The sequence below is a fragment of the Clostridia bacterium genome, assembly GCA_012840125.1.
In the GTDB taxonomy this organism is placed as follows: domain Bacteria; phylum Bacillota; class DULZ01; order DULZ01; family DULZ01; genus DULZ01.
In genome coordinates this window covers 1-24,760 of record DULZ01000044.1, presented here as the reverse complement: position 1 = coordinate 24,760, position 24,760 = coordinate 1, and the positions used below count along the sequence as shown (strand labels likewise).

The window sequence follows — 24,760 nt, the reverse complement described above, 5'->3', positions numbered from 1 at the left end:
TGGCAGAGTAAGGAGGGAATCCCATTGACCAAGCAGGAGAAAATTCTGGTAGAAGGGAAAACCGTCGAGGAAGCCGTTGCCAAAGCCCAACAGCAGTTGGGATGCACCAGGGACGCACTAGAGATTGAAGTAATTCGTCAACCGAAAAGAGGTTTCTTAGGACTGGGCGAATCCCCCGCTGTCATTCAAGTCTCAGTCAAAGCCACCTCAGAGGAAACCGGGGAGAACAGTGCCGCGTCCGGGGAAGTATCACCGGACGGCACCGTGCAAATCGTCAACGGTCAAGTCATCGTGCAGGATCCGGTGGGTGACGGGTTGGCCCCTGTCATCGCTCCCGGTCCCAATGTGCAAATAATCGTAAACGGGGAAATCATTGAGAAACCCACGGAGGTGAGTTCCGGGGACGATATCGTTGTCCTGGCGGAACAAGTGGAGCCGGAGTGGGAACCGGAGCTCCGGGTAAGTGAGGATGACCTGCAAGCTTTTCTAACCATTCACCGCACTAAGGGCAAGGTTTATGAAATCCAGGACAGCCCCCCGCGGCGGGAGCTGATGGTAAAGGCCAGGTTGGTGGAGGACCTGGATCCCGTGATTACCCTGGCGGAATTGAAGAACCTTCTCAGCAGCCGTAACATTGTAAGCGGCATCCACGAGGAAAACTTACTGAGATTGGTCAACGATGAGCAAGCCGGCGAGCTGCTGGTGGCTGAGGGAGAAAGGCCCATGCCTTCCCGAGATGCTTACGTGAAAGCCGTCTACTTGGAAGAGGAAGAGGAACCGGCGGAGGAGGAAGAAGAAAAATTCGTGCAGCGAGTGGCCCGGCATGCCGTGGCCAGCGTGGAGGCCGGGCAGCTCATCGCCGAAGTGGTACCGCCGGTGGAAGGCAAGTCAGGCTTGGATATTTACGGCCGGATTCTTAAACCGAAGCCGCCGAAGGAAATCACTTTGGTAGCCGGGAATGGGGTGGAAGTGGATGAAAGCGGGCGCCGAGCTTACGCGTTGATCAGCGGGAGACCGGAAATACGCGGCGCCCGGGTGACCGTGCATCCTTCCTACGTCCTGACCGGCGATGTGGATGCCAAGGTGGGCAAGGTGGTCTTCAAAGGCGATGTCCAGGTCATGGGAAGTCTGCAGGACGAAATGTCCATCGAAGCCACCGGGCAGGTGATCATCAACGGGTATGCGGCCAATGCCACCATTGTGGCCGGCGGTAATGTGATCGTCCACAAAAACATCGTAGGCTGCACCGTGCGGGCCGGCGGCTTGAGCACCGTAGCCGGCAAGGTCATGAACGTCATCAGCGATCTGAAAGATGAACTGCCGAAATTGCTGGTTGCCGCAGGGCAGCTTTTAATGCATCCTTCTTTTGCCCAAAACCGGGACGTGGCCAGGGTGGGGGAAGGGATCATCCTCAAGATGCTGTTAGGCAAGAAGTTTGCCCACCTGCCCCAGCGGCTGGAGGAAGGCAGGGCCGACTTGGAACAGCTGGTGAAGAATATTGAATACGCTGAAGTAAGAATCTTTGCGGAAGAATATGAAGAATTGTGCCAAAAGCTCTCCGGCAGCGGTCCCCTGGGCATCAAGAGACTCCAAATGGCCGATACAATGTTCGCCAGCTTTTTGGAGAAAGCGGAACAAGCCATGGTGCTCTTGGAAGATATCGCCGCCGCCAAAGCCGATCTCGTGACCGGTTATGTACAGAATTCCCACCTGGAATGCAGCGGTGATGTGCGTATTACCGGCAAAGGTTCTTACAGCGCCAACATTTTTGCCGGGGGAGATGTAATCATCCAAGGCAGCCCCGGCACCTTCCGGGGCGGCGAGATTGCGGCCGGGGGTAATGTAATCGTGCGGGAACTGGGGAGCCCGGCGGAAGTGGTGACGGAAGTGCGGATTAAACCGGGCAAGAGGGTGAAAGCCGACCGTGTTTTTCCCGGCGTGGTGATTTATGCCGGCACGAGGGTGGAACGGATTACCCACGAGCAGAAAATGTTTTCCCTGGTGGGCAAGCAGTAACCGCAGACCGGGCCCAGGTTTTTTGGTGGGATGTTCCAAAGCACAAAGGATTCCGTTAAAATCCATGGAAATATGTATATATTGTGACCCTTGACAGCAAACCCGGCGAAGAAAGGATGGTTGAGCATGGAGCAAGACAAAAGCACCGCCACGGCGATGGAAGAGCAGCTGGTTGTTTTCCAGTTAGGCAATGAAACTTACGGCATTGAAATATCCGTGGTCCATGAGATTATTCGCATGCAGAGCATCACCAAAGTGCCGCGCACGCCTGAGTTTGTGGAAGGAGTAATTAACTTAAGAGGCCGGATTGTGCCTGTCATTGATCTTCATAAGCGGTTTGGCCTGCCTTTAGAGGAAGAGACTTCCCATTCCCGCATTATCGTGGTGGAAGTAAAGGGAGTTACCGTCGGGATGATTGTGGATTCCGTTTCTGAAGTCCTTAGACTTCCTACGGCCAACATCGATCCTCCTCCACCGGCGATTGTAGGCGGTATTGAGACCGAATACCTCCGCGGCGTTGGTAAATGGCAGGATAGATTGATTATTCTGCTGGATCTGGACAAAGTGCTCGATAAGTCAGAACACAAGGCGTTGGAACAACATACCAGGGAACTGGCGGCTGCAGGGAAAGAGGTATAACCTGCAGTCTGCCGGGGCAATGGGGTAGGAGGTGCCGGTAGGATGTCTGCAGATTTTGATATCAGCCAATATTTGAGTATTTTCCTGGATGAAGCGGAAGAACAAATCCAGATTCTCGATGAAACCCTGGTGCTCCTGGAACAGGAAGGGGACGACAAGGAGCTTCTTAATAAGATTTTCCGGGCTGCCCATACGCTGAAAGGATCGTCGGCTTCCATGGGGTTTGAAAACATGGCCCAATTAACCCACGCCATGGAAGGGGTACTGGATGACCTGCGCCACGGCCATCTAGAGGTCACCTCGGAAATCATCGATCACCTGCTGCACGGCTTGGATATGTTGAAGGAGCTCAAAGAGAATATCAGGAGCGGGCAGGAAAACGGGATCGATGTTTCTCCTTTAATTGAAGAGCTGCGCAACATCAAGAGCCAGGGAGCTTCCCCCAAGCCGCGGGAGCCGGAAGTTTTGGCGGAGGTCCCGGTTGAAGAAACCACTCCCGTGATCGGGGAGCTGCCAAAAACCATCGACAGCGCCGACTTGAACATGGATGACGTGGAAGTCAATGTGGCGGCTGCCGCCAAAGCCAGCGGGTACCACGTCTGGCATGTGAAAGTCACCTTGGTCCCTGATTGTCTCATGAAAGGGGCTAGGGCTTATATTGTGTTTAATAATATTAAAGACCTGGGAGAAGTGATCAAGACCATTCCTTCGGTGGAGGATATTGAGGAAGAGAAATTCGATGATTCCTTCCAATTCGTGATTGTCACCAGGGCAACGGCGGATAAGCTCCAGGATACCATTATGTCCGTTTCGGAAATTGCCGCCGTGGAGGTACATCCTGTGCAAGCTACGGCAATTCCGGAAGCCGTGACGGGAGTACTACCGGGCAAACGGTCCGAAGACAACGGGACGGATGCCGCGAAAACACAAAAAAGTTATACCCAGCCCCAAGGGCCCGCTAGGACCACCCAGACGGTGCGGGTGGACGTGCAGCGGTTGGAGAACTTGATGAACCTGGTGGGGGAGCTGGTCATCGACCGTACCAGGTTGGCCGATGTCAATGGAGGACTGAAGGCTAAGCTGGGCGCAGAGGGGCTGTTGGAAACTTTAGAAGAAGTGACGGTACATATCGGCCGCATTATCGGGGACCTGCAGGAAGAAATCATGAAAGCCAGGATGTTTCCCATTGAGCAGGTATTTAACCGTTTTCCCCGTATGGTGCGGGATCTAGCGCAAAAGGCCGAGAAGGAGATCAATTTCATCATCGAAGGCCGGGAAACGGAGTTAGACCGGACGGTTATCGAAGAAATCGGCGATCCGTTGATTCACCTGCTGCGTAACGCCATCGACCACGGGATCGAGAGCCCGGCGGAGCGGGTGAAGGCAGGAAAACCCGCTGCCGGTACCATTAAGCTGAGAGCATTTCACCAGGAAAACCAGATCGTCATCACCGTGGAGGATGACGGTAAAGGCATTGATCCGGCGGTGATCCGGGAAAAAGCCGTGGAAAAAGGAGTGATCACCCCCGAGGCGGCGGCAAGGTTGGGAGACCGGGAAGCCATCAACTTGATCTTCGCCCCCGGCTTTTCCACGGCGAAAACCGTAAGCGATGTATCCGGCCGCGGCGTAGGTATGGACATCGTCCGGACCCATATTGAAAAGATTAACGGGGTAGTGGATATTGATACCATCCCGGGCAAGGGTACCAAGTTTACCATCAAGCTGCCCTTGACCCTGGCCATTAACCGCTCCTTACTGGTGTATCTAGGCCGGCAGGTTTTTGCCTTCCCGTTGGCCAATGTGGTGGAAATCATCGATGTGGAAGTGAAGGACATCCAGAAGGTGCAGCAGCGGGATGTGGTGCTGCTCCGCGGTGAAGTCCTGCCTCTCTTCAAACTGGCGGACGTGCTCGATTTTCCTGTACCGGAAAGCAAGGAAACCAGGCTGCCGGTGGTGGTGGTCGGGATTTCGGAAAAACGCATCGGCTTTATTGTCGATGAATTAATCGGGGAACAGGAAATCGTGATTAAATCATTAGGCGAGTTTATCGGTCAAATCCCGGGATTGGCAGGAGCCACCATTATGGGCGACGGTAAAGTAGCCTTGATTCTTGACGTGCGTGGTTTGGCGGGACAGGCAGGTGTGTAATGTTGGTGCAAAGCCCTGTTAAAGTATTTGTCGTCGATGATTCGGCGTTCATGCGGCGGATGATCACCGCCATGCTGGAAAGTGACCCCCAGATCAAGGTAATAGGTTATGCCCGGGAAGGCAGGGAGGCCTTGGAGAAAATCCGGCGGCTTAGACCCGACGTGATTACCCTCGATGTGGAAATGCCGGGCATGGGGGGCTTGGAAACTTTAAAAGCCTTAATGGACACCCAGCCCTTGCCGGTGGTGATGCTTAGTGCCGTTACCACTGCAGGGGCACAAATTACTTTGCGGGCTTTGGAATTAGGGGCGGTGGATTTTGTACCGAAGCCGGAAAAGCGAGCCGACATCATGCTGCTGGCGGAGGAACTCCGGGCCAAAGTAAAGCTGGCGGCCGGGGTACCCGTGGACCGGATTGAACGCCAGAGAGCTTTATGCGGCGGACGGCCTTGCCCCAAGGAAGAGGCGGCAGCTCCGTCACCGGTTTCCCGCCCGTCTTTGCAGGACAAAAAGCCGCTTTCGATGGTGGCCATCGGCACTTCCACCGGCGGGCCGGCGGCCCTGGCCGAGGTATTTAAGTCCCTTCCGGCAGGCCTGGATGCGGCGGTAATTGTGGCCCAGCACATGCCGCCCGGTTTTACCAGGTCCCTGGCTAATCGATTGAATGATCTAGGCAATTTGCCGGTGAAAGAAGCGGCAGACGGGGATGCGGTGGAAAAGGGCCAGGCTTTGATTGCCCCGGCAGGTTTCCAGACGGAGGTGGAAGAAAGGAACGGCCAAGTACGGGTACGGGTTTCGGAAAAAACCGACTACCAGACCTTATTCAGGCCGTCTGTGGATGTGCTTTTTTTATCGGTGGCCCGCGTCTATGGGCCTTCCGCCCTGGGTGTCATCATGACCGGCATGGGTTCGGACGGCACTAAGGGTTTAAAAGCCATCAAAGAAGCCTCCGGCTATGTGATAGCCCAGGACGAGGCTTCATGTATTGTTTACGGTATGCCCAAGTCGGCGGTGGAAGCCGGCGTAGTGGACAAAGTAGTACCGTTGACGAAAATAGGAGAGGAAATCACCAATTTAGTGGGAGTCACAAAATAGGTGATTTCCTCTTAAGTATAATTCACCTGGTGCCGATACATATAGTAAAGAGCAATCGCAGTCACGGGTGGTGTTATGGATGAAAATCACTGGCAAAGGACCGGTTAACCCTTTTCAAATTTATCACCAGCAACAGCAGTTGAAGGCGAAGGGCAAGAACGGTACTTCCAAAGGAGATATCCTGGAATTGTCGCCGGAAGCCCAGAAAGTACAGGAACTGGCGCGCCAGGGCATGGCGTTACCGGATATACGGCAGGAGCTGGTAGACAGAATTAAGTCCCAGTTGGAGGCCAGAGTATATCACGTCAGTCCCCGGCAGCTGGCGGAGAGCATGTGGAAGCACATGAGAGAGGAAAAGTAGGTGTGCTCATGTCTAACCCGGTAACAGAACTGCAAACCGTACTGTCTCAAATGATCCCCGTCGTTGAGGACCTGCTGACGGCAGCCTACCAGCAAACGGAAGCGCTAAAAAAGGATGATCTGGAACGCTTGCTGGCTATCGTCCAGCAACAGCAGCTGCTGGCGGCAAAACTGCAACCCTTGGAAGCAAAGAGGGTGCAAGCTTTAGAAGCTCTTGCTCAGGAGATGGGTTTAGCTTCTCCTCCGGTATTGAGTGAACTGGTCGGTGATGCCGATTTGCCCGCGGACCTCAGGGAAACAGCCAGAGTCCTCCATGGTAAATTGGAGCTTTTGAAGGAACAGCAAGAGTTAAACCAGATGCTGCTTCAGCAGTCCCTGTATTACACCCGTAAGCTGCTGAACATTTTTAACCAGACATCTACTTACCAGCCCGACGGCACCGTGGAACAGCCGCCAGTGTCGCCGGCTTTAATTGATAAAAGCGTTTAAGCTATCCCAAAGGCACGAGGTGAATTAGATGGCAGGCGGTACCTTTTTCGGTTTTAACACGGCCCTGAAGAGCCTGTTCGCCCAGCAAAAGGCGATTAATACCACTTCCCATAACATTGCCAATGCCAGCACGCCCGGTTATACCCGGCAGCAAGCTGTCATGGCAGCGGATTTTGCTTTTCCCGTTCCGTCCCTCAATCGTCCCGGCGGCGCCGGCCAAGTCGGCACCGGTGTCCTGGTCGTAGAAATGCGGCGGATCCGGGATCAGTTTTTGGATAAGCAGATTCGATTGGAATTGTCCACCCTTGGGCAGTGGGAACAAAGAGCGGAAACTCTCAAATTAGTTGAAACGGTTTTTATCGAGCCTTCAGATTCCGGTTTGAGTAAACTCTTCAATGAATTCTGGGTAGCCTGGCAGGAGCTCAGCAAAAACGCCGAGAACGTGGCGATCCGTACCTCTTTGGTGGAGACCGCCGTGTCTTTGGCCGAGGCTCTTAACCATGCCCACAGTCAACTTACCACCATCGTGGATGATTTGAAATACATAGCCCAGATTAAAGCGGATCAGATCAATACTATCGCTGTGCAAATCGATGATTTGAACAAGCAAATCGCCACCATCCAACTGGCAGGCGATGCCCCTAACGATCTCAAAGACAAGCGGGACCTGTTGTTAGACGAACTGGCCAAGCTGGTGGATTTTGAGATTGAGGAGACATTAGTTGAACGGCCGGGTAAAGACGGCAAAATGGTCAAAGTACCTGATGGGCAGATCAGGATTTATATCGGTACTGATCCAGTCGGTTCCAGGAATAAAGAGGATTATTTAGTTCATGTCAACGGAAAATTTGGCGAAGAGTCAGTTGATAATGTTAGGGAAATAGAATTTGTAGCAGAAGATGGTGAAGAGCCTACATTTGAATGGCTTAACGAAGACATAGAAGTTAAAGTTGTTAACGGCCAATTAGCAGGCATTCTGGAATCTATTGACCAGGTAAATGAGTATATTGAAAATCTAAATGATTTAGCTAAGAACTTGGCTGAAAAGATTAATGAATTACATGTACAAGGTTATGATTTGAATGACCAACCTGGTGGAGACTTTTTTGATTACGATCCAGATAATGCTGCGGCCTCTATTACAGTTATGCAAGCGATAGTTGACGATATCAATAAGATTGCTGCTTCTTTACCAGGCATAGATGAAGGAGATCATAACGGCCAAATTGCTCTTCGCATCTCTCAACTCCGACCTGGTATCGACCGTCAATACGATCAACTAGTTTCCCGTATCGGAGTTAAGACCAATGAATCAAAGCGAAGAGTGGACGGACAAGAAGTCCTTATTGGGCAATTAAATGAGAGAAAAGAAAGCATTTCAGGTGTTAATCTAGATGAAGAAATGGCGATGATGCTTCAATTCCAGCGGATTTACCAGGCCTCTGCAACCATGATAACTACATTGGACGAGATGATCCAAACAATCCTGTCCATGAAACGATAGGAGGAGGGTAACCCATGCGTATAACTAATAGAATGCTTGTCGACAATGTTTTGCGTAATCTTAATCGCAATTTAGCCCAATTACAAAAAACTCAATACCAACAGTCCAGTGGCAAGAAGGTTTCCCGTCCTTCTGATGACCCAATCAGGGTTACCCAAGCACTTTATATGCGCAGCGCCTTATCAGAACAACAGCAGCATATTAAGAACATGAAAGATGCCAAAAGCTGGCTGGATGCCACAGATACGGCTCTGATGAATGCCGGCGAAATAATTCATAGAGCTTATGAACTGGCTGTGGGAGGAGCCAATGACACATTGCCTGAGGATGCTCGCCGGGCAATTGCTGACGAGATTGACCAGCTTATTGATCATTTGGTACAAGTAGCCAACACCAGCCATACAGGGCGCTATATCTTTGCTGGCAGCAGGACAGCGGATATTCCTTTTGAATATGATGATCCTAGTAATCCTACAACGGTTAATTATAACGGCAATTCTAATAATCTTGATTGGGAAGTCTCACCCGGCGTGACAATGACTGTCAATTTGACGGGAGAGAATGTCTTCAACTTTGTTGATAAAAATGGTGACCTTGTTAACGTATTTGATATCCTATTCGATTTGCGAGATGCTTTATACCATGACCCAGGCATTTCTGAACCTAGCCAGGTGATTCAAACATCAATTACTAAGCTCCAAGAAGCTCTTGATCATAATCTATCACAAAGATCCATCGTGGGTGCCAAAAGCCGTCGCATGGAACTGGCCATTGCCCGGGCAGAGGAAGCAGAAATAAACTCAACGGAAATCTTATCGAACTTGGAGGATATTGATATTGCTGAAGTGAATATGATGTTGTCCATGCACTCCTATGTGTACCAAGCCGCCCTGATGACCGGTGTAAAAGTGCTGCAGCCTTCACTGCTCGACTTTTTGAAATAAACTTTTAGTTACATAATGGGGAGGCATTACTTTGCAAATTGATACTACCCGTTTCGGTTTAATCACATATAGCCCGCAGGATTTAATTCATTTTCCTGCCGGGCTTTTGGGCTTTCAAGAGCTAAAAGATTATGTAGTTATTCCTTTAGAAGCCAATCCGGCTTTTTTTTGGCTCCAATCGGTGCAAGATGGGCAAATTGCTTTTCTGATTACCGATCCTTTTCTGTTCTTTCCCGATTATCAGGTGGAACTGAGCGACAGCCTCAAACAGGAATTAGCCATTACACGACGGGAACTGGTGGTTGTGTATAGCATCGTTACTATTCCTGCAACCGGGGTTAAAGATATGACCACCAATCTGGTTGGCCCGCTGGTAATTAACATGGAAAACCGCCGGGGCGTCCAGTATGTCTTGGGAGGTAATCAATACCACACCAAACACCGTCTTTTCAAGACACAAGCCACTGTAGAGGCAGGTGGCTAATTTGTTAGTGCTCACACGTAAAGTCAAGGAAACGCTGATTATTGATAATAAAATAAAAATCACCGTCGTTGCCGTAGACGGGGATAAAGTTAAATTGGCTATTGATGCTCCCAAGGACATTCCAATATTACGGCAGGAAGTGTTTGAGGCTATTGAAAAGGAGAACCGTGAGTCGCTGAACGTTTCCATCGGTGCAGATGAATTATTCAAGATCAAGGATTTACTTCCCTGAGAAAACACTATTTCATAACCTGAATCAGGCTGCCACAGAAAGCATTATTGGGATAATACGAATGTCTGGAGAGACATATAGATAACAAAATTATAGGTCCAAGGGGGGATTGGATTGTATCGTTCAAAATTGTTTGCACTCATCTTACTCATATCGTTTATTTTTAATTTTTGTGTAGTTGGAATTATACCGGCAGCGGCTGAAGAAAATGGAGATGACAGTTCTCCCAAGGCTACCGCACCCCCGAGAATTACCTCCGTTTACCCGAATTTTTATAAGGGCTCAGATATTCCGATTACTGTTTTAGGCGACAACTTTGTTGAAGGATTAACAGTAATGTTAGGTAATAAACCAGTCCAAAATGTGGAGTTAATTAATAAGAATCGTTTACGGTTTACAATTCCGGAAGATTTTGGTGAGAGTGGAGTAGTGTCTCTAACAATAGATAACGGCTATGATGTTGTCGAATTGAAGAATGCTTTTACTTTTGTGGAGAACGGTGATCCAACAATAATTGATGTTAGTCCAAATACAGGAGGGATAGATGGCGGCACTCCTGTTACTATTTCAGGAACTAATTTTAGACAAGATGTGAGTCCAATTCCGCCTACGGTTATGTTTGTATTTGCCGATAAAGAATTACCGGCACAAGAAGTGATAGTTGTCAGTACCACGGAAATCATTGCCTATGCACCTGCTGTTAACAGTGAGCAGAAGGCTAGGATTCGTGTGATCAACCCTGCTGATGGAGGTTCCTACACGACAACAGACGAAGTATTTGAATATATTTCTGAAGGTAAAGTAATACGCATGCTGAATATTACACCGTCACAAGGCACGATGGACGGTGGTACTCCTATTTTAATTCGTGGTGTCAATTTGCCAACCAGTAAGAATGATTATAAAAGCCTGGAAATTCGAATTGGCGATGTGCCGGTTGAGGATATAGATGTTATACCTTATGGGTACGATGAAAATGGTGAACCAATTAAGGATGAAAACGGCAATCCAATTTATGTTATAAGTGCGAAAACAGGTTCTTCCCAGTTTAGTGGACCTCATGACGTTCGTTTGATTATTGAATGGGCGGATAGCCATGAAAAAAAAGGCAGAACTGAAATAGCTGTTTTGCCTGATGGATTTACCTATTACTTTCCTCGAACGTATCCTCATATTGAAGATGTTATAAATACCACCACCCAGAGCAATGTGGGACCGGTTGGCGGAGGACATGAGATCAGAATAACCGGGTCTAACTTTGAAGCTGGTGCGGAAGTCTATTTTGGGGCTAACAAAGCTGAAGTAATCAGCTTAACCTCAACACTGATTAGGGTAAAATTGCCGCCGAGTGATTTAGCCGGGCCTGTTGATGTTATTGTAGTGAATAAGACTGAAGGAGAAATTACCGGACAAGCAATTAAGCCTGGCGGATTTACCTATCGAGGAACCAGCATGAAGATTTCTTCGGTAACCCCTAATTACGCAACTACTGCAGAGATTAAAGATGTGGTGATTACCGGGGAAAACTTTAACGAGGACACTTTGGAGAATACTAAAGTTTATTTTGAATATTTGGCTCCCGACCCTGATAATCCGGAGCAACTAATTATACGTAGAGAGACTCTTACAAATGTGCAATTTGCTTCGGACATTGGAGTAATGCTCACTGCCAAAACACCAAAAAATCCCGCTTCAGGATGGAAAGATTTAGTAGTAGAAAACTCTTATGGCCGAGCAGTTTTGCGTAATGCATTTGAATTCCGGTCTCCCGACATCGTGCCTAAGATTGAGTCAGTTTGGGCAGTAGTTTATGAAGGGGACACTCCTACTTCACCTGAAGGGCCAACTTCCGGCGGAACACGGTTTAGAATAGTGGGTAACAACTTTGTGACCGGTTCCAAAGTCTATGTTGGCGATAATTTAGCAACAGATATTGATGTTATAAGCTTTACGGAAATTGAGGCCACATCGCCGGCAGGGGAGCCTGGTTGGCAAAGCGTGACAGTGGAGAGCATTACCGGTAAGAGAGATACCATGCCTGCCTGGGATGGAGTGGATCCTAGTGTAGCAGAAGGGAAAAAAGGCTTTTATTATTTCTCCAACCCAACCATTGAAGATGTTAGTCCCAGTCGGGGCAGCGTCCATGGCGGGAATATAATCACCATTACCGGTGAGCAGTTTTATCCGGGTTTAACCGTTACTTTTGGATACGAGGGCGAAGACGGGGAATTTCATTCTGTAACTGAGGCGGTATATGATGAACACAATATGAGGCTAGTGGATAACAATACCATCCAATTGCGTTTACCAAAGCTGATCATAGATGAACTGTCCGATGAACAACGTAAAGAATTAGAAGAAAAAGGTGAACTTGCTGTTCAGGTTCAGGTAAAGAACAAAGATAAACGCAGTGACGTGTGGTCAAAGACCTTCCTCTATAAAATCCCTAAGGATGAGGTGGTTATAAAAGAGGTTACACCGGCTGTAGGAAGAGTTGAGGGTGGTCCTCAAATAGTAATTCGTGGTGACAATTTCCACCCTGATGCTTCCGTCCACTTCGGCTGGGAAGAGGCAGAGATTGTTTCCCTGTCCAAGACCCAAATTGTCGTGACGGCGCCTCCTCACCCGGTGGGTAAATGTGTGGTGACGGTTAGCAACCATTTTGATACGGGAAATGCTATATGGTATCCTTTCGAATACCTAGATCCCAGCAGCTATCCCAAGATTGAAGGTGTTTACCCGCCAATGGGTCCTGTTGATGGAGGTACCAAGATTACCATTACCGGGATAGGCTTTTGGCCGGGTGCAGAAATCTGGATTGGCGGGAAAAGGGCACTTGAGGTAGAAGCTAATTATACGTATGCTACGGCTATTACACCTAAAGCTGACAATGTAGGGCCGGCAGATGTGATGATTGTTAACCCCGACGGGGGAACCGATATTTTGCCCGGTGGATTTACCTACAAAATGCCTGATAGTAAGCCGGAAATCGATTCTATTAGTCCCTCAATAATTCCGGCTACGGGCGGTACAATTGTTACAATTAAAGGTAAGGATTTCCGAAAATGGGTTACAGTCTATTTCGGTACTGAGGTGGCTGAAATTGTTCACTTTATTGAGCCAAATGAAATAATTGTAAAAGCACCGCCATACTTATTGCCCATCGAGGAAAAAGCGGTGGTTGATGTTACGGTTCTAAACCGGGACGGCGGGGTGGCGCAGAAAGAAGGTGCCGTAACCTATGTTTTGCCAAAAAGCGAACCAATTATTGACAGCATTGACCCGGACCACGGTCCTGCCGCTGGTGGAACGTTGGTCGTTATCGAGGGAGACGGGTTTAGTAGCAAGGGAGTAACTGTCTACTTCGGAGGTAATGAGGCTATTGTGCAGTCCATCCGCTATGATCGATTGGAGGTAATTACACCACCGGGACAGCCGGGAGAGACTGTGCATGTGACTGTCACCAATCATGATCCAGATGCTTTAGGTAGTTATACTGCGGAGAGGGCTTTTACTTACGTAGCATCCAAACCTGAAATATTCACCGTTGCACCCAATCAAGGGAGTTATGAAGGTGGTACTAAAGTAACCATAACCGGCCGGGACTTTACTTCGGTTGTGAGGGCCGTCTATATCGGTGAATGGGAAGGAAAAGAAGTCGAAGTAGTGGATCCGGAAACAATTACTTTTACAACCCCGCGAATTGCTGACAGCCCGGAAGAATTACCGGAATTAAAATGGTTTGATGTTAAGGTCATCAATGCTGATGGAATGGAGGCAGTCAAGAAGGAAGCTTTTAGGTTCTTAGTGCCGGACAGCAATCCGGTTATTGACTACATTGAACCGGATCACGGCCCGACTGTGGGTGGCTTACCGGTAACTATATACGGAACGGATTTTCGTGAGCGAGCCCAAGTAGTTATTGGTGGGAAAAATGCTGAGGTGTTGATGATCGATGATACCCCTGGAGAAGGTAATGCTAAAATCATTGTAAAGATACCTCCTCATACACCGGGAACAAAAGATGTAGTAGTAATCAACTACGAGGGAGCAAGATCCAATGTGGTAACTTTTGAATATATTGCCCCGAAGAGCTTCCCTGAAATACATTCTGTAGAACCGAGCCAAGGTTCTACTTTGGGAGATACAGAGGTGATCATTACCGGTATCGGTTTCAAAGAGGATGACAATACTCAGGAACCTCCTAGAGTCTGGTTCGGTATGAATGAAGCACCAAAAGTGGAGTTTATCGACTACAAAACTTTACGGGTTATCACCCCTCCGGGCGAAGAGGGTAGTGTAGACGTTCTTGTTCTGAACCCGGACATGGGGCAGGCCATCAAGACAAACGGTTTTAGATACATTAAAACCAAGGAACTTGTTATCGATGAAGTATCACCGAATGAAGGTCCGGCAACCGGGGGTACCGCAATCACCATTACCGGTGGCCCGTTTGATCGTGGTGCAATAGTACTGATTGGCGGTAATCCGGCAGCAGATGTAGTCGTAGAAAATTCCGGTACTATCACAGCGACCACACCTCCCGGAGAAGTAGGCTGGCAGGAAGTAAGGGTGAAAAACCCCGATGGCGGATGGGCTGCTCTGGAAAATGGCTTTAAGTATACAAAACCACGCACAGCTCCTGAAACACCGGGTTGGGTCGATACGGAAAGAAAAGACCGGGAAACCATCGAGATAACATGGGAAGAAGTAGACTTTGCCAATTACTACGAGATCTGGGTTAGCCACAGCCGTTATGGCCAATACCGCTTCCTGGACCAGACTACCCGTACGGTGTATTATGCCACCGGCCTGGATCCCAACACCACTTACTACTTCCAGATTCGGGCAGTCAATGAATTAGGTACTTCCGATTTTAGTTATTACGTTTCAGCCCGTACCGGTTCCGGCCGCATACCGGAAGCTGACCTGGTGCCGGAGAAAATAGTCATGGAAACTGCTAATGGCAATGCAGTAGCTACCGTTGCTACTGCCAATGCCTTGGCCGGTACCGGCTACCGGATCGACTTTAGCCAAGCGCAATATCAGGATACGAACCGCAAAGTCCTCCGGATTAGCCAAGGGGCACTGTCCCGAGCTACCTTACCCATTGTTGTGGAAGCTAAAGGAATCAACCTGTCCATCCCGGCAGCCAGTATCTATCTGGGGTTACTTGCTTCCAATGAGGACTATGCAGAAGTGATCATTACCGATTTGGGACAGCAGGAAGCGGAAAGAGCTTTGCGGGCACTGCCCAGAGGCAGCCGCATCCTGACGCCGGTTTATGCGGTAGAGTGGAGAATCTTGCAGGGAACCGGCAGCTCCGTGCAGAACACTTTCTACCAGCAGGTGCAGCTGACGATGCGGTACGACACCGCCGTTACGCCCGGCAAACAGGTCTCCCTGTACACCTATAACCCGGCCACCGGGCGCTGGGTGAACACGGGAGCGGCGAATAAGCCGAATACGCCGGAGCTGACCATCGGGATCACCGCCCCGGGTCGTTTCATGCTGGTGGAGCACTGAGAACACTTGACATTACGCTTGAGGAGATAACTATGCAGTCGAGACGCTACGTGTTATCCTGTTTGGCCATCATGCTCATCGTTGCCCTGGTGGCACCGGGCCATCCCGGTGCCTTCGGGGCCGCCACCGTTACATATGAAGAAAGCCCCTACGCCGATACCATTTATCGTACCGCCGCTTTTTCCGACATCCAGGGGCACTGGGCCCGGGTGCCCATCTACCGCATGGCAGCCCAGGGGGTGCTCAAAGGAGACGGGCAGGGCAAGTTCCGCCCGGAAGGCACCTTGACCAGGGAGGAAGCCCTGGCCCTGGTGCTCCGGATTGCCGGCTTGGAAGCGGATGCTCAGGTGGCGGCGGAGGTGCTGGCCCAAAACCCGCGGGGCCGACGGCCCCAGACTACCTCAAATCCAGCCACGGCGGAGCAGTTCTGGGCCGATGGCTATATCCAAGTGGCGGCGAACCGGGGCATTATCACTCCCGCCGAACAGGCGGACCTGCTCAACAACCGGAACCGGCCGGCCCAGCGGCAGGAGGTGGCCGCCTGGCTGTCCCGGGCCTTGGAGCTCCCTGCCGTCTATGGCATCAACATGCAGTTGGTCTATAGCTTTTCCGACTGGCGGGATTTTAATCCGGAATTGCTCTCCGCTATTGAACCGGTGCTGCAGCGGAAGCTCATGGGAGGGGACCCCGGTGGCACTTTCCGGCCGAAGGGCACCATCAAGCGGGGGGAAATGGCCTCGGTGCTCAGCCGGGTGAATGAGCAAGGATTGGACCGGCTAGGCGGGAGCAGTTTCCAAGGGCGCATTGTGAACCGGCTGGGCCGGTCTGTGGCCGGCGGGGACAAGGCCGGGCAATGGGTGGACTTGGATGTCCAGCTGGCCGGTTATGACCGGGCCATCGTGAGTTTTCGCAGCGGGAAAGGATTTCCGGTTTTGAAAAACAACCGGCTTACCAGAGCCGGCGATTTACAGGTGGGCGAGCAGGTAGAGTTTATACTCAACGCCAATAATGAGGTTGTGTTCGCCTTGGTTGGCTCTGGCCAGCAGTTGGCGTATGACGGTTATTTCGCCGGTCTTAGTAACAACAATACAGTACTGGAACTGCAAGACCCCTATACCGGGCAAAAGAGAGTAATACCTCTCAGTGATCAGGTAGCGGTGGTCATCGATGGGCGCCCCGGCAGCCTAATAGACCTGGTGCCTGGGCAGGAATTGCGGCTGGAGGTGCGCAACAATACAGCCGTAGCTATCCATGCCACTTTTGGCCCCGCTCTCATCGGCTACGAGACCCCGGCGCGCCCGGTAACCAAAGTGGGCCGGGTGAAGCAGGTATTGGGTGAGTACCTGGTCCTGGCGGACGGCGATCAGGAAGGAACCTATCGCATCACCTCCGGCACCCGCATCATCAAGGGTGGCCGGCCGGTGCAGGTCGCGGACCTTAGAATAGGTGACCGGGTCCGGGTGGAGGTGGTTGATACTCTAACCGGCCAGTTGAGTAGGGTCGAGGTATCCAGTTACGAAGGCTTAGCAGACAAAGTAGTCCGGGGTAGGCTGAATGCCGTCTACCCGGAGGGAAGGCAAGTTAGCTTGCTGGAACCCCAAGAATACTTTTACGGCAGTTGGTATCCTCTCGGCACTTTAGGGAGTATCGTCCTCGACGGGGGAGCCGACATCTACCTGGGCAACCAGCTAGTATCCATGGAAGAGCTGAGAAACGGCTATCTCGGCCATGAGGTGTACATTGCCTTGAGCAGCACCTCCGGCAGCTTGTTAGGCAGCAAGGTATTGGTGCGGGACGGGGAACCGCGTCCTTATAACGGCATCATTGACCGGGTGGCCTGGGCTTTGAACCGGTTCAGCCTGGTGAAAAACAGTGAGAATTTCTTAGTGGATGCCGGCACCATCGCCATCCGGGACGGTAAACTGGTGGATCCGCAAGACTTCCATGAAGGCGAGCACGTCTTCCTGGAGACCATCTATACCTCGTCCGGGGAATACAGTGCCCTGATGCAGCATTTCCAAGGGGTGCCGCCCAGAATCAAAGTTTATGCGGGACGGCTGTCCGATATCGATCGCCGGGAAGTAGAATTGTCCCGGGCCCGGCAGCTGGTGGGGAACCAGTGGGAGACGGTTTCTTCCCGCCGGATGCCTACCTTGACCTTTGATAACCGCACCAAGATCTGGGATGCCTATTATGCCGGGGGCTGGATTACCCCGGACCAGCTGGCGGAAAGCCGCTGGAGCGATGAGTACCTGCGCATGGAAGCCTTTGTTATTGCCGATGAGGAGGACCGGGTCTTGGCCATGACCATCCGGTACAGCAACCCGGAAAACTTGAAAACCAGCGTGGCCAGGGTGGCGGCGGTGAACCGGGACAGCCACGTCCTGGTGTTGGACCGGGTGCAGGACTGGAGCGAGGGCTACCAGCGCTGGACTCCCAACCCGCAGGTCCTGCGCTTGAACATGGAGGACGCCCTGGTGGACACGGGCTCTTTCTACGGCGGTCTTGGGGATCTGCAACCCGGCGATGTGGTGTATATAGTGCACGATCTGTATGACGGCTGCGTGCTGTTCAAGCAGTAGACAGGGGGGAACCGGTATGGGGAAATATTTGAGGAGCTTTATCTGTGCCATAATCCTGCTTGGTTGCGCGGTTGTTCCCGCCTGGGCTGTGGAACTGCACCTGGAGGAAGGGATTTATAACGAGCGGGAATACCAGGAGGTCACTTTCATTACCGGCGAACCGGTGCTGTTGACCGGGACGGTGCAGAAGGGCAGCGGGCGGGGCGGCCGGGTTACCCGGGGCAATACCGGCAGCGGTTTGAATACTACTCTGACCTATAACTTGCAAAGCCGGGACGGCACCATCAAGCTGACCCGCACCGCTTCTTATTCCTCTACGGCGGAAAGCAAAATGGATAACCGGCAAACGGTCTATGTGACCAACCTGGACCGGCTCACGGAAACGATTACGGTGGGCACCCAGCGGTATACCCTCACGGACTACCAGTATTCCAAGTCAGCGCTGGTGGATTCCCAGCCGGCGGTGGATTATTTCAGCGGTACCTGGACCAGCCGCAAAACGTACAGCATCAGCGGCAACCGGGGGCAGGTGGTCATCGAGACCTGGGGCGATACGGTGGGTTATGAACATGCCTGGGGCAGCACGGAAACCCAGCACATTGACGGTACCATCCGGTTTGACGGGGAAGTGCAGGTGGGAGAGGAGACTTACCGGCAGAACTGGGCGGGTACCTTCAGTATCGATATTTCTTTCAATAAAACCAGGGACTTAACCTATCATGCCAATGAGCCTACCCCTATCAGCTTTGCCGGGGGTTACATCGAAACCATTCAAGAAGAAGGCATTTTGCGGTATGAAGCTAACCTGCCGGAATTTGACCGCAACGGCTTGGTGAAAGACAGCTGGGGTCGCAGGCATCGCACGGGGGCGGCCCGGTTAGCCACCATGCCCACCCAGCGCTGGCTGCCGGTGCCTCCTTTCCGGGACTTGGCCAATCACTGGGCCGAAGGGCCGGTTTTGCAGTTAGCGAGCCTTGAGGCTTTCACCACCAAAGGAGATTATTTCGGACCCCGGCTGGATATGACCAGAGGGGAGTTTGCCTATGCCCTGGTGCAGCTTACGGACCTGCAGAGCCCGGAGGCAGCCCAGCAGCAAACTCAAACGGTGAATCCCTTTGAACGGTTCCGGCAGCAGCAAACGGTGACGGAGGTTTCCCCTTTTAGCGACGTGCCTGCGGACCATCCTGCTTACCAGGCGATTAAAACCATCAGTGAAGCCGGTATCATGACGGGAGTCACCCCGGGGCGCTTTGCCCCGCAGGGCTCCGTGACCCGGGCGGAGGCCATTACCGCCCTGATCAAAGCTCTTGGCTTTGAACGGTTGGCGCCTTTGCAGAATACGGTGACCCCTTTCCGGGATGATGCCCAGATTCCTTACTGGGCGAGAGATGCTATCTACGTGGCCGCCGAGATGGGGTTGGTCAGCGGCGATGCCTACGGCAATGTGCTGCCCAACCAGACCATGTCCCGGGCCGAAGCGGCGGTGTTCTTGCAGCGGTTTATCAATTACTTGCAGCACGATCTGAAAACCGAATACCGGGAGCGGCTGATTAACTTCCGTTAATCCGAACCAAAAAGACGAAGGTTAGGTTGATGCCTAACCTTCGTTATTGCCGCCACGCTTTTTATATTTCTTCCCACTGCCGGGGCTCGCGAGGGCATAGTTATCGGGCTGAGTGCCGGAGAGGGTTGAGCAAGGGTTTATTTCCATAAACTGGAGAGGGGAATGGATAATCCTTGAAAGGCAGGATGTTCCACCACGTCGTCATCCAGCCCACCGGCCACCAGGGCATAGACCCCGTCCCGCAGTTGAAAACACTCCAGGGTTTTTTCTTCCGGGCTGACGAGCCAGTAATGGGTCACCCCGGCTTTTTGGTAGATTTGCAGTTTTTGCAGCCTGTCCTTCCGAGTGGTGGAAGGGGATAAGACTTCCACCACCAGAACCGGGGCCCCGTCAATGCGAGTGTCTTGGACTATCTCCTTTTGTGTTCCGGCCACGTACAGCAGGTCCGGCTGTACCACGGTGACATCGTGAAAAGTTACATCCAAAGGGGCGTTGAAGATTTCCCCTTCCGGGTCTTCCTGCCAGAAATAGTCCTCCAAAATGCGCTGCAGGCGCCGGGAAACCCGCTGGTGCGCTACATTGGGGGAAGGTTCTTTGACCAGTATCCCGTCCAGAATTTCGATCCGGTAGCCCGGCTCGTCCGGCATTTCCAGGTAGTCTTGATACGTGTACTTCTTTTCCAGTCCGGCCTCGTAATTACCTGTTTGCTCTTTCACAGCCGGAGCATTTAACGCTTGAAGAACGTCCGCCAGCCTATAGCGGTATTGCCTGCTTCCCAGGTCAATATAAGGAATCTTTCTTTCCCTCGTGTACCGCCAGATGGTTTCCACCGACAAGCCCAGCTCCTTTGCCAGGGCCTGAGCGTTGATTAAACCATTTTCCTTTGACATCTGCCTCACCCCTGATTTTATTATAAGCTAAACAAAACAAAAAGCAATTATAATCAACAATAATCAACTAAAAACAACCGGGCATGGAACTAACCGGCCTGGGGTGTACCGGACAGCCGTTGGAGGCAAAAGGCACGGACTTATGTCTTTCATAGGAAAAAACCCTGGACCATGCCGGTTGGCATGGCCAGGGCTTAAAGATAATGACCGAATAATGGTTAAAGTTATCAGCCTCAGTGAGCTGCCGGTTTCGGAAGAACGATACGTATCAAAGGGCGGCGGGCTGGGAAATGCTACTTTTTCGCCAGCCAAGCCACCTGGCCTTGGGGCGCCCGGCTCCGGTCATGACGGAACCCGTGGAAACATTTCTCCAAGTGCTTTTCGCTCAAAGGAGCCGTCACCAGGCTTACTAATACCGTGACGACAAACCCCACGGGCAGGGACAGTACCATGGGATCAATAATATTCCAGGGGAAGCCGAACAAGTAGGGTTTCCCGAAAAGCAGCTGGGATACCCCGAAGATGACCGCTTCCTTCTGGTGGACGAATAAGACGCTTAAGATGAAGATGGCCGAACCGGTAACCATGCCGGCGATCACTCCTGCCTTGGAAGCCCTGGGCCAGTAGAGGGCGGCGATGTACATGGGCAGGAAAGCGGAGGCACACAGCCCGAAAAACATGGCGGTGGCAATGGCGATAATGCTGCCCGGCAGTTTAAAGCCCAGCACCAGGGTAACGATTAGCCCAACCAGTACTCCTAAGCGGGTGAAAGTGGTGGTACCGGCCTGGTTGGTGCCGTCTCGACGCTGGAGCAAGTCCCGGATGGAAGTGCCAATGACATGGAATTGGCCGCTTAAGGTGGACATGGCCGCCGACAGCAGGCACAGCATGAAGAGGTACGCAAACCATTCAGGCAGGGCTTCCGCGATAAAGAGAGGGATGATCTTGTCAATGTTCGGGGCTCCGGTAGCCGGATCCGTTACCATGGACAGGGAGATCTTGCCGTATTTTTCATAGAAATAGGCGTTGGACAGAGCTCCAACCACAAAAGCCACGCCCGTCATGGACAGGATGAAAATGCTGCCCACAATCACCGCCCGGTTGACGTCGGCGGTGCCCTTTAAGGTCATGAACCGCACCGCCAGGTGGGGCTGGGCCAAGACACCGATGCCCACACCTAAGACCAAAGTGGTCATCACATAAAGCCAGATCTCCGAGCCGAAGACGGGCATGGAGGTCCAGCCCGTGTGGCCCTGAGCAGCCAGACTCTCCGGTACCAGGTGAGCCATATCCGTCAGCCGCCGGTGAGCCTCTGTAATGCCGCTCAGGGTCGTATAAGTGGCTACGATTAAGAACACCATACCAACAAACATAATGGACGCCTGCACCGCATCGGTGTAAATGATGCCTTTCAAGCCCCCGTAAAAAACGTAGACACCCACTAAGATGGCAAAAATGATAAGGGCCACAGCATAATTGATGTTGATGGCCTGCTCCAAGAAACGCGCCCCGCCGATCATCACCGCGGCGGCGTAGATAGGCATGGAAACGGCAATCAGCACCGCGCTGTAGTTTTGAATGAACTTGGAGTCAAACCTTTTGGCCATGAGTTCCGGAAAGGTTTGGGCGCCCAAGTTGGTGCCGAGGATCTTGGTGCGCTTGCCGAAAAACACGAAGGCTACGAAGATGCCGAAAATAATGTTGCAGGCAGTCAGCCATAAAAGGCTCATGCCGTACATGCCTGCGGCGCCCCCGAAACCCACAATGGCGGAGGTGCTAATGAAAGTGGAACCGTAAGACAAGGCCATCAAGGCCGGGTTAATGGAGCTGCCGGCGATGAGGTAATCCTTGGCATCCCTGGTGTGCCGGTAACCCAGGTAACCGCAAAAAGCAATGATGACGGTATAGACACCTAACATGACGTAAAAAGTATATTCGCCCATGCGCAAGCTTCCTCCTTATTTGCTGTTCCAGTTAATCACGCCATATAATACACAGCCCACGGTACCCAGCACACAGGCCAGGTATGCTGTGACAATGCCCCAATCCGCCAGTCCAAGCACCTGATTTCACCTCCCTTGCTTGCCATCAATAAGAAAGCCCCCGCTTCATCCCCGAGGGACGAAAGCGGAGGCTTCCGCGGTACCACCCTTGTTGGTTAAAGACAGCCTTTAACCCACTCTACAGGGTACAGCTTATCCCCGAACAAAAAAACTTTTCACCCGGTTTAGGGGCGAAAAGTTTCGCGTTACCACCCTAATTAACCTAATGGCATTAGGTTATCTCTTGTGGGGTACGGGATAAGTCCGGTACCCTCTCCCTTGTAACGGCGGGAGTCCCGGCCCGGCCTACTTGCCGCAGGGGTTTCAGCCGGCAGCTCCGGAGGGAACTTCGATTAATCATGTCTTGGAAGAGCTTCCAGTCCACGACTCTTCCTCCCTGGAAGACTGGGGTTAATCTACTTTTCTCCTTCATTGCTTTTACTTGGTATCAAATTAACATGATTGTAGCATGAAGGCAATGATTGCGCAAGGGGGCAATAATCTCATTTTTCCGAAATTTTTTCCGCTTCGTTTGAAGGCTTCCGTTTCAGTGGCCGTCTCCCGGTCATGAGGCCGCCGGCAGGCATAACCGCCGGGTCTTTCTTAGCTAGTGAATTATCGCTTCTTTTCTGATAAAATAAAGAGAAAAGCAAAATTACGAATTTTCTGCATTGTCTATTGGAGCGGAGGGGTGGCATGATTACCGAGGAACAGATCAAAGAGAGAGCATGGCCGTCATACCGGAGGGAAATTGCGTACCTGCTGGTGGCCTTTGGCGCTTTCGCCGGGGTATTATTGTTCACCCCGGCAACTATGGACTGGCAGATCAGAAGTACCCTGGCGGTGATGGCCCTGGCCATTATCCTGTGGGTCCTGGAGCCGGTACCCCTCGCGTTATCGGCTTTTATTGCCATCGCCGCTTTAGTCATGACCGGAGCGGCGCCCATCGAACAGGCTTTAAGCGGCTTTGCCAGCGGCTCCACCTTTCTCATCGCCGCCGGTTTGATGATGGCTAACGCCATTAACAGCACACCGCTGGGCAACCGGGTAGCCTATTTCTTCTTGGCCCGCACGAAAACCACCCCGGCCGGGATTCTGGCGGCCCTTCTCATCATTCTTGAGGTCCTGGCTTTTTTTATTCCCGCCACCGCCGTCCGGGCGGCTTTGTTATTGCCGGTGGTCTTAAGCATCATCGAGGAAATGGAAGCCCAGGGCCCGGCGCCCAATATCCGCGGGATGCTCCTTTTGGGGGTGGCCTTTGGGACTAATATCACTGGTTTGGGCTTGCTGCCCGGGGCCATCGCCAATGTCATCACCTCCGATTTGCTGCACCAGTTGACGGGGAAGCCGGTGACTTATCTAGCCTGGATGGCTTACGCTTTTCCTTTAAGCCTCATCCTGCTGCCGGTGCTCTGGTGGGTGCTGGTGAAATGTTTCCCGGCGGAAGTAAAGGAATTCCCCGGGGGCAGGGAGGCGTTTCAAAGAAAACTGCAGGAACTGGGCCCCATCTCCGCCGCCGAAAAGAGATGCATGGCTATTCTCGCCTTGACCTTTGCCATCTGGATGACGGAAGGATGGCATGGGCTGCACAGCTCCATCGGGGCCATCGTGGCCGTGATCTTGATGTGCTTGCCCGGTATCGGCTGCAGCCGGTGGGAAAAGACGGTGCGGATTTCCTGGGATTCGGTGATTTTGATCGCCGCCACCTTGTCTGTGGGCAGTGTGGCTAACCAGGGAGCGGCCCAGTTCATTGCCGGGGCCTTTTTCGGTTTGGGATTTGTCGGGGAAATGTTTGTATATCCCGTGCTGGCTATCTTGCTCATTACTTTGTTTACCCAAATATATCACTTGGCCATCGGTAATGTAGCTACGGTTACCATTACTCTGGTGCCCATCGTATACCAGCTGGCCCTCCATCACGGGGCGGATCCCTTCGTGATGGCCCTGGCGACGGGGATTGCCAGTCTCTTCGGGTTCATCCTGGTGGTAGAGACCATTCCCAATGTGATGGTTTACAACACGGGCTTAATCCACAGTAAGGATTTTCTCCTGCCCGGCATCATTCTTACTCTCCTGGTTTCCTGTGTCATGGGCTTTGGCGCCGCCTGGTGGTGGCCCCTGGTGCAGCAGTACTTTTCATTGATCATTTTCACGGACTCGCCGCTCCAGCCGTAGCAGCCGAAGGCAGCGGCTTTTTTCTTCGTTTTAAAACAAATGTTCTTTGTCCAATGCTGGGGTAGGATTGG

The 24,760-nt window shown here is 51.9% G+C and carries 16 protein-coding genes and 1 other annotated feature; of the genes, 14 read left to right on the top strand and 2 right to left on the bottom strand.

What is annotated here, in order from left to right; genetic code table 11:
- The first annotated feature begins 24 nt into the window (after positions 1-24).
- The 13 genes from GXX34_05340 to GXX34_05280 all read left to right on the top strand — a co-directional run bounded on the left by GXX34_05340 (position 25) and on the right by GXX34_05280 (position 19,582).
- Positions 25-2,016, top strand: a complete 1,992-nt coding sequence (locus GXX34_05340) for a FapA family protein (GenBank protein HHW06943.1) — start codon at positions 25-27, stop codon at positions 2,014-2,016.
- Positions 2,017-2,142: 126 nt separating this feature from the next.
- Positions 2,143-2,655 (top strand): chemotaxis protein CheW, encoded by a 513-nt coding sequence (locus tag GXX34_05335; GenBank protein ID HHW06942.1) that lies wholly within the window; start codon positions 2,143-2,145, stop codon positions 2,653-2,655.
- A gap of 42 nt (positions 2,656-2,697) precedes the next feature.
- The gene (locus GXX34_05330; protein ID HHW06941.1) at positions 2,698-4,803 is read left to right on the top strand and encodes a chemotaxis protein CheA; all 2,106 of its coding nucleotides are present in this window, start codon (positions 2,698-2,700) and stop codon (positions 4,801-4,803) included.
- A complete protein-coding gene (locus GXX34_05325) occupies positions 4,803-5,897 on the top strand; it encodes a chemotaxis response regulator protein-glutamate methylesterase (protein ID HHW06940.1) in 1,095 nt (364 codons plus the stop codon). The genes GXX34_05330 and GXX34_05325 overlap by 1 nt, the downstream gene beginning before the upstream one ends.
- Positions 5,898-5,976: 79 nt before the next feature.
- Positions 5,977-6,258 (top strand): flagellar biosynthesis anti-sigma factor FlgM, encoded by a 282-nt coding sequence (flgM, locus tag GXX34_05320; protein HHW06939.1) that lies wholly within the window; start codon positions 5,977-5,979, stop codon positions 6,256-6,258.
- Positions 6,231-6,746 carry a flagellar protein FlgN gene (locus GXX34_05315; protein HHW06938.1) on the top strand — a complete coding sequence of 172 codons (516 nt, stop codon included), beginning with the start codon at positions 6,231-6,233 and terminating at the stop codon, positions 6,744-6,746. Before flgM ends, GXX34_05315 begins: the two co-directional genes overlap by 28 nt.
- Before the next feature lie 28 nt (positions 6,747-6,774).
- Positions 6,775-8,250: a flagellar hook-associated protein FlgK gene (gene flgK, locus GXX34_05310; protein ID HHW06937.1), complete on the top strand. Its 1,476-nt coding sequence runs from the start codon at positions 6,775-6,777 to the stop codon at positions 8,248-8,250.
- Between the two features lie 14 nt (positions 8,251-8,264).
- Positions 8,265-9,194, top strand: a complete 930-nt coding sequence (gene flgL / locus GXX34_05305; protein HHW06936.1) for a flagellar hook-associated protein FlgL — start codon at positions 8,265-8,267, stop codon at positions 9,192-9,194.
- A gap of 31 nt (positions 9,195-9,225) precedes the next feature.
- Positions 9,226-9,678 (top strand): flagellar assembly protein FliW, encoded by a 453-nt coding sequence (locus GXX34_05300; GenBank protein ID HHW06935.1) that lies wholly within the window; start codon positions 9,226-9,228, stop codon positions 9,676-9,678.
- Position 9,679: 1 nt separating this feature from the next.
- A complete protein-coding gene (csrA, locus tag GXX34_05295; protein HHW06934.1) occupies positions 9,680-9,910 on the top strand; it encodes a carbon storage regulator CsrA in 231 nt (76 codons plus the stop codon).
- Positions 9,911-10,024: 114 nt separating this feature from the next.
- The gene (locus GXX34_05290; protein HHW06933.1) at positions 10,025-15,436 is read left to right on the top strand and encodes a hypothetical protein; all 5,412 of its coding nucleotides are present in this window, start codon (positions 10,025-10,027) and stop codon (positions 15,434-15,436) included.
- Positions 15,437-15,468: 32 nt separating this feature from the next.
- Complete coding sequence (locus tag GXX34_05285; GenBank protein HHW06932.1) at positions 15,469-18,018, top strand: S-layer homology domain-containing protein; 2,550 nt, start codon at positions 15,469-15,471, stop codon at positions 18,016-18,018.
- Between the two features lie 16 nt (positions 18,019-18,034).
- Positions 18,035-19,582: an S-layer homology domain-containing protein gene (locus tag GXX34_05280; protein ID HHW06931.1), complete on the top strand. Its 1,548-nt coding sequence runs from the start codon at positions 18,035-18,037 to the stop codon at positions 19,580-19,582.
- Positions 19,583-19,719: 137 nt separating this feature from the next.
- On the opposite strand, the gene GXX34_05275 is transcribed toward GXX34_05280, so the two are convergent.
- Together GXX34_05275 and GXX34_05270 are read right to left on the bottom strand one after the other, a co-directional pair.
- On the bottom strand, positions 19,720-20,472 hold the full coding sequence (locus tag GXX34_05275; GenBank protein ID HHW06930.1) for a helix-turn-helix domain-containing protein: 753 nt from the start codon (positions 20,470-20,472) through the stop codon (positions 19,720-19,722).
- A gap of 293 nt (positions 20,473-20,765) precedes the next feature.
- Complete coding sequence (locus tag GXX34_05270) at positions 20,766-22,415, bottom strand: sodium:solute symporter family protein (GenBank protein HHW06929.1); 1,650 nt, start codon at positions 22,413-22,415, stop codon at positions 20,766-20,768.
- 283 nt (positions 22,416-22,698) lie between these two features.
- Positions 22,699-22,956, bottom strand: a binding site (T-box leader).
- A gap of 254 nt (positions 22,957-23,210) precedes the next feature.
- Between GXX34_05270 and GXX34_05265 the strand changes: the two genes are divergently transcribed.
- The gene (locus tag GXX34_05265; protein ID HHW06928.1) at positions 23,211-24,689 is read left to right on the top strand and encodes a DASS family sodium-coupled anion symporter; all 1,479 of its coding nucleotides are present in this window, start codon (positions 23,211-23,213) and stop codon (positions 24,687-24,689) included.
- The last annotated feature ends 71 nt before the right edge of the window (positions 24,690-24,760 follow it).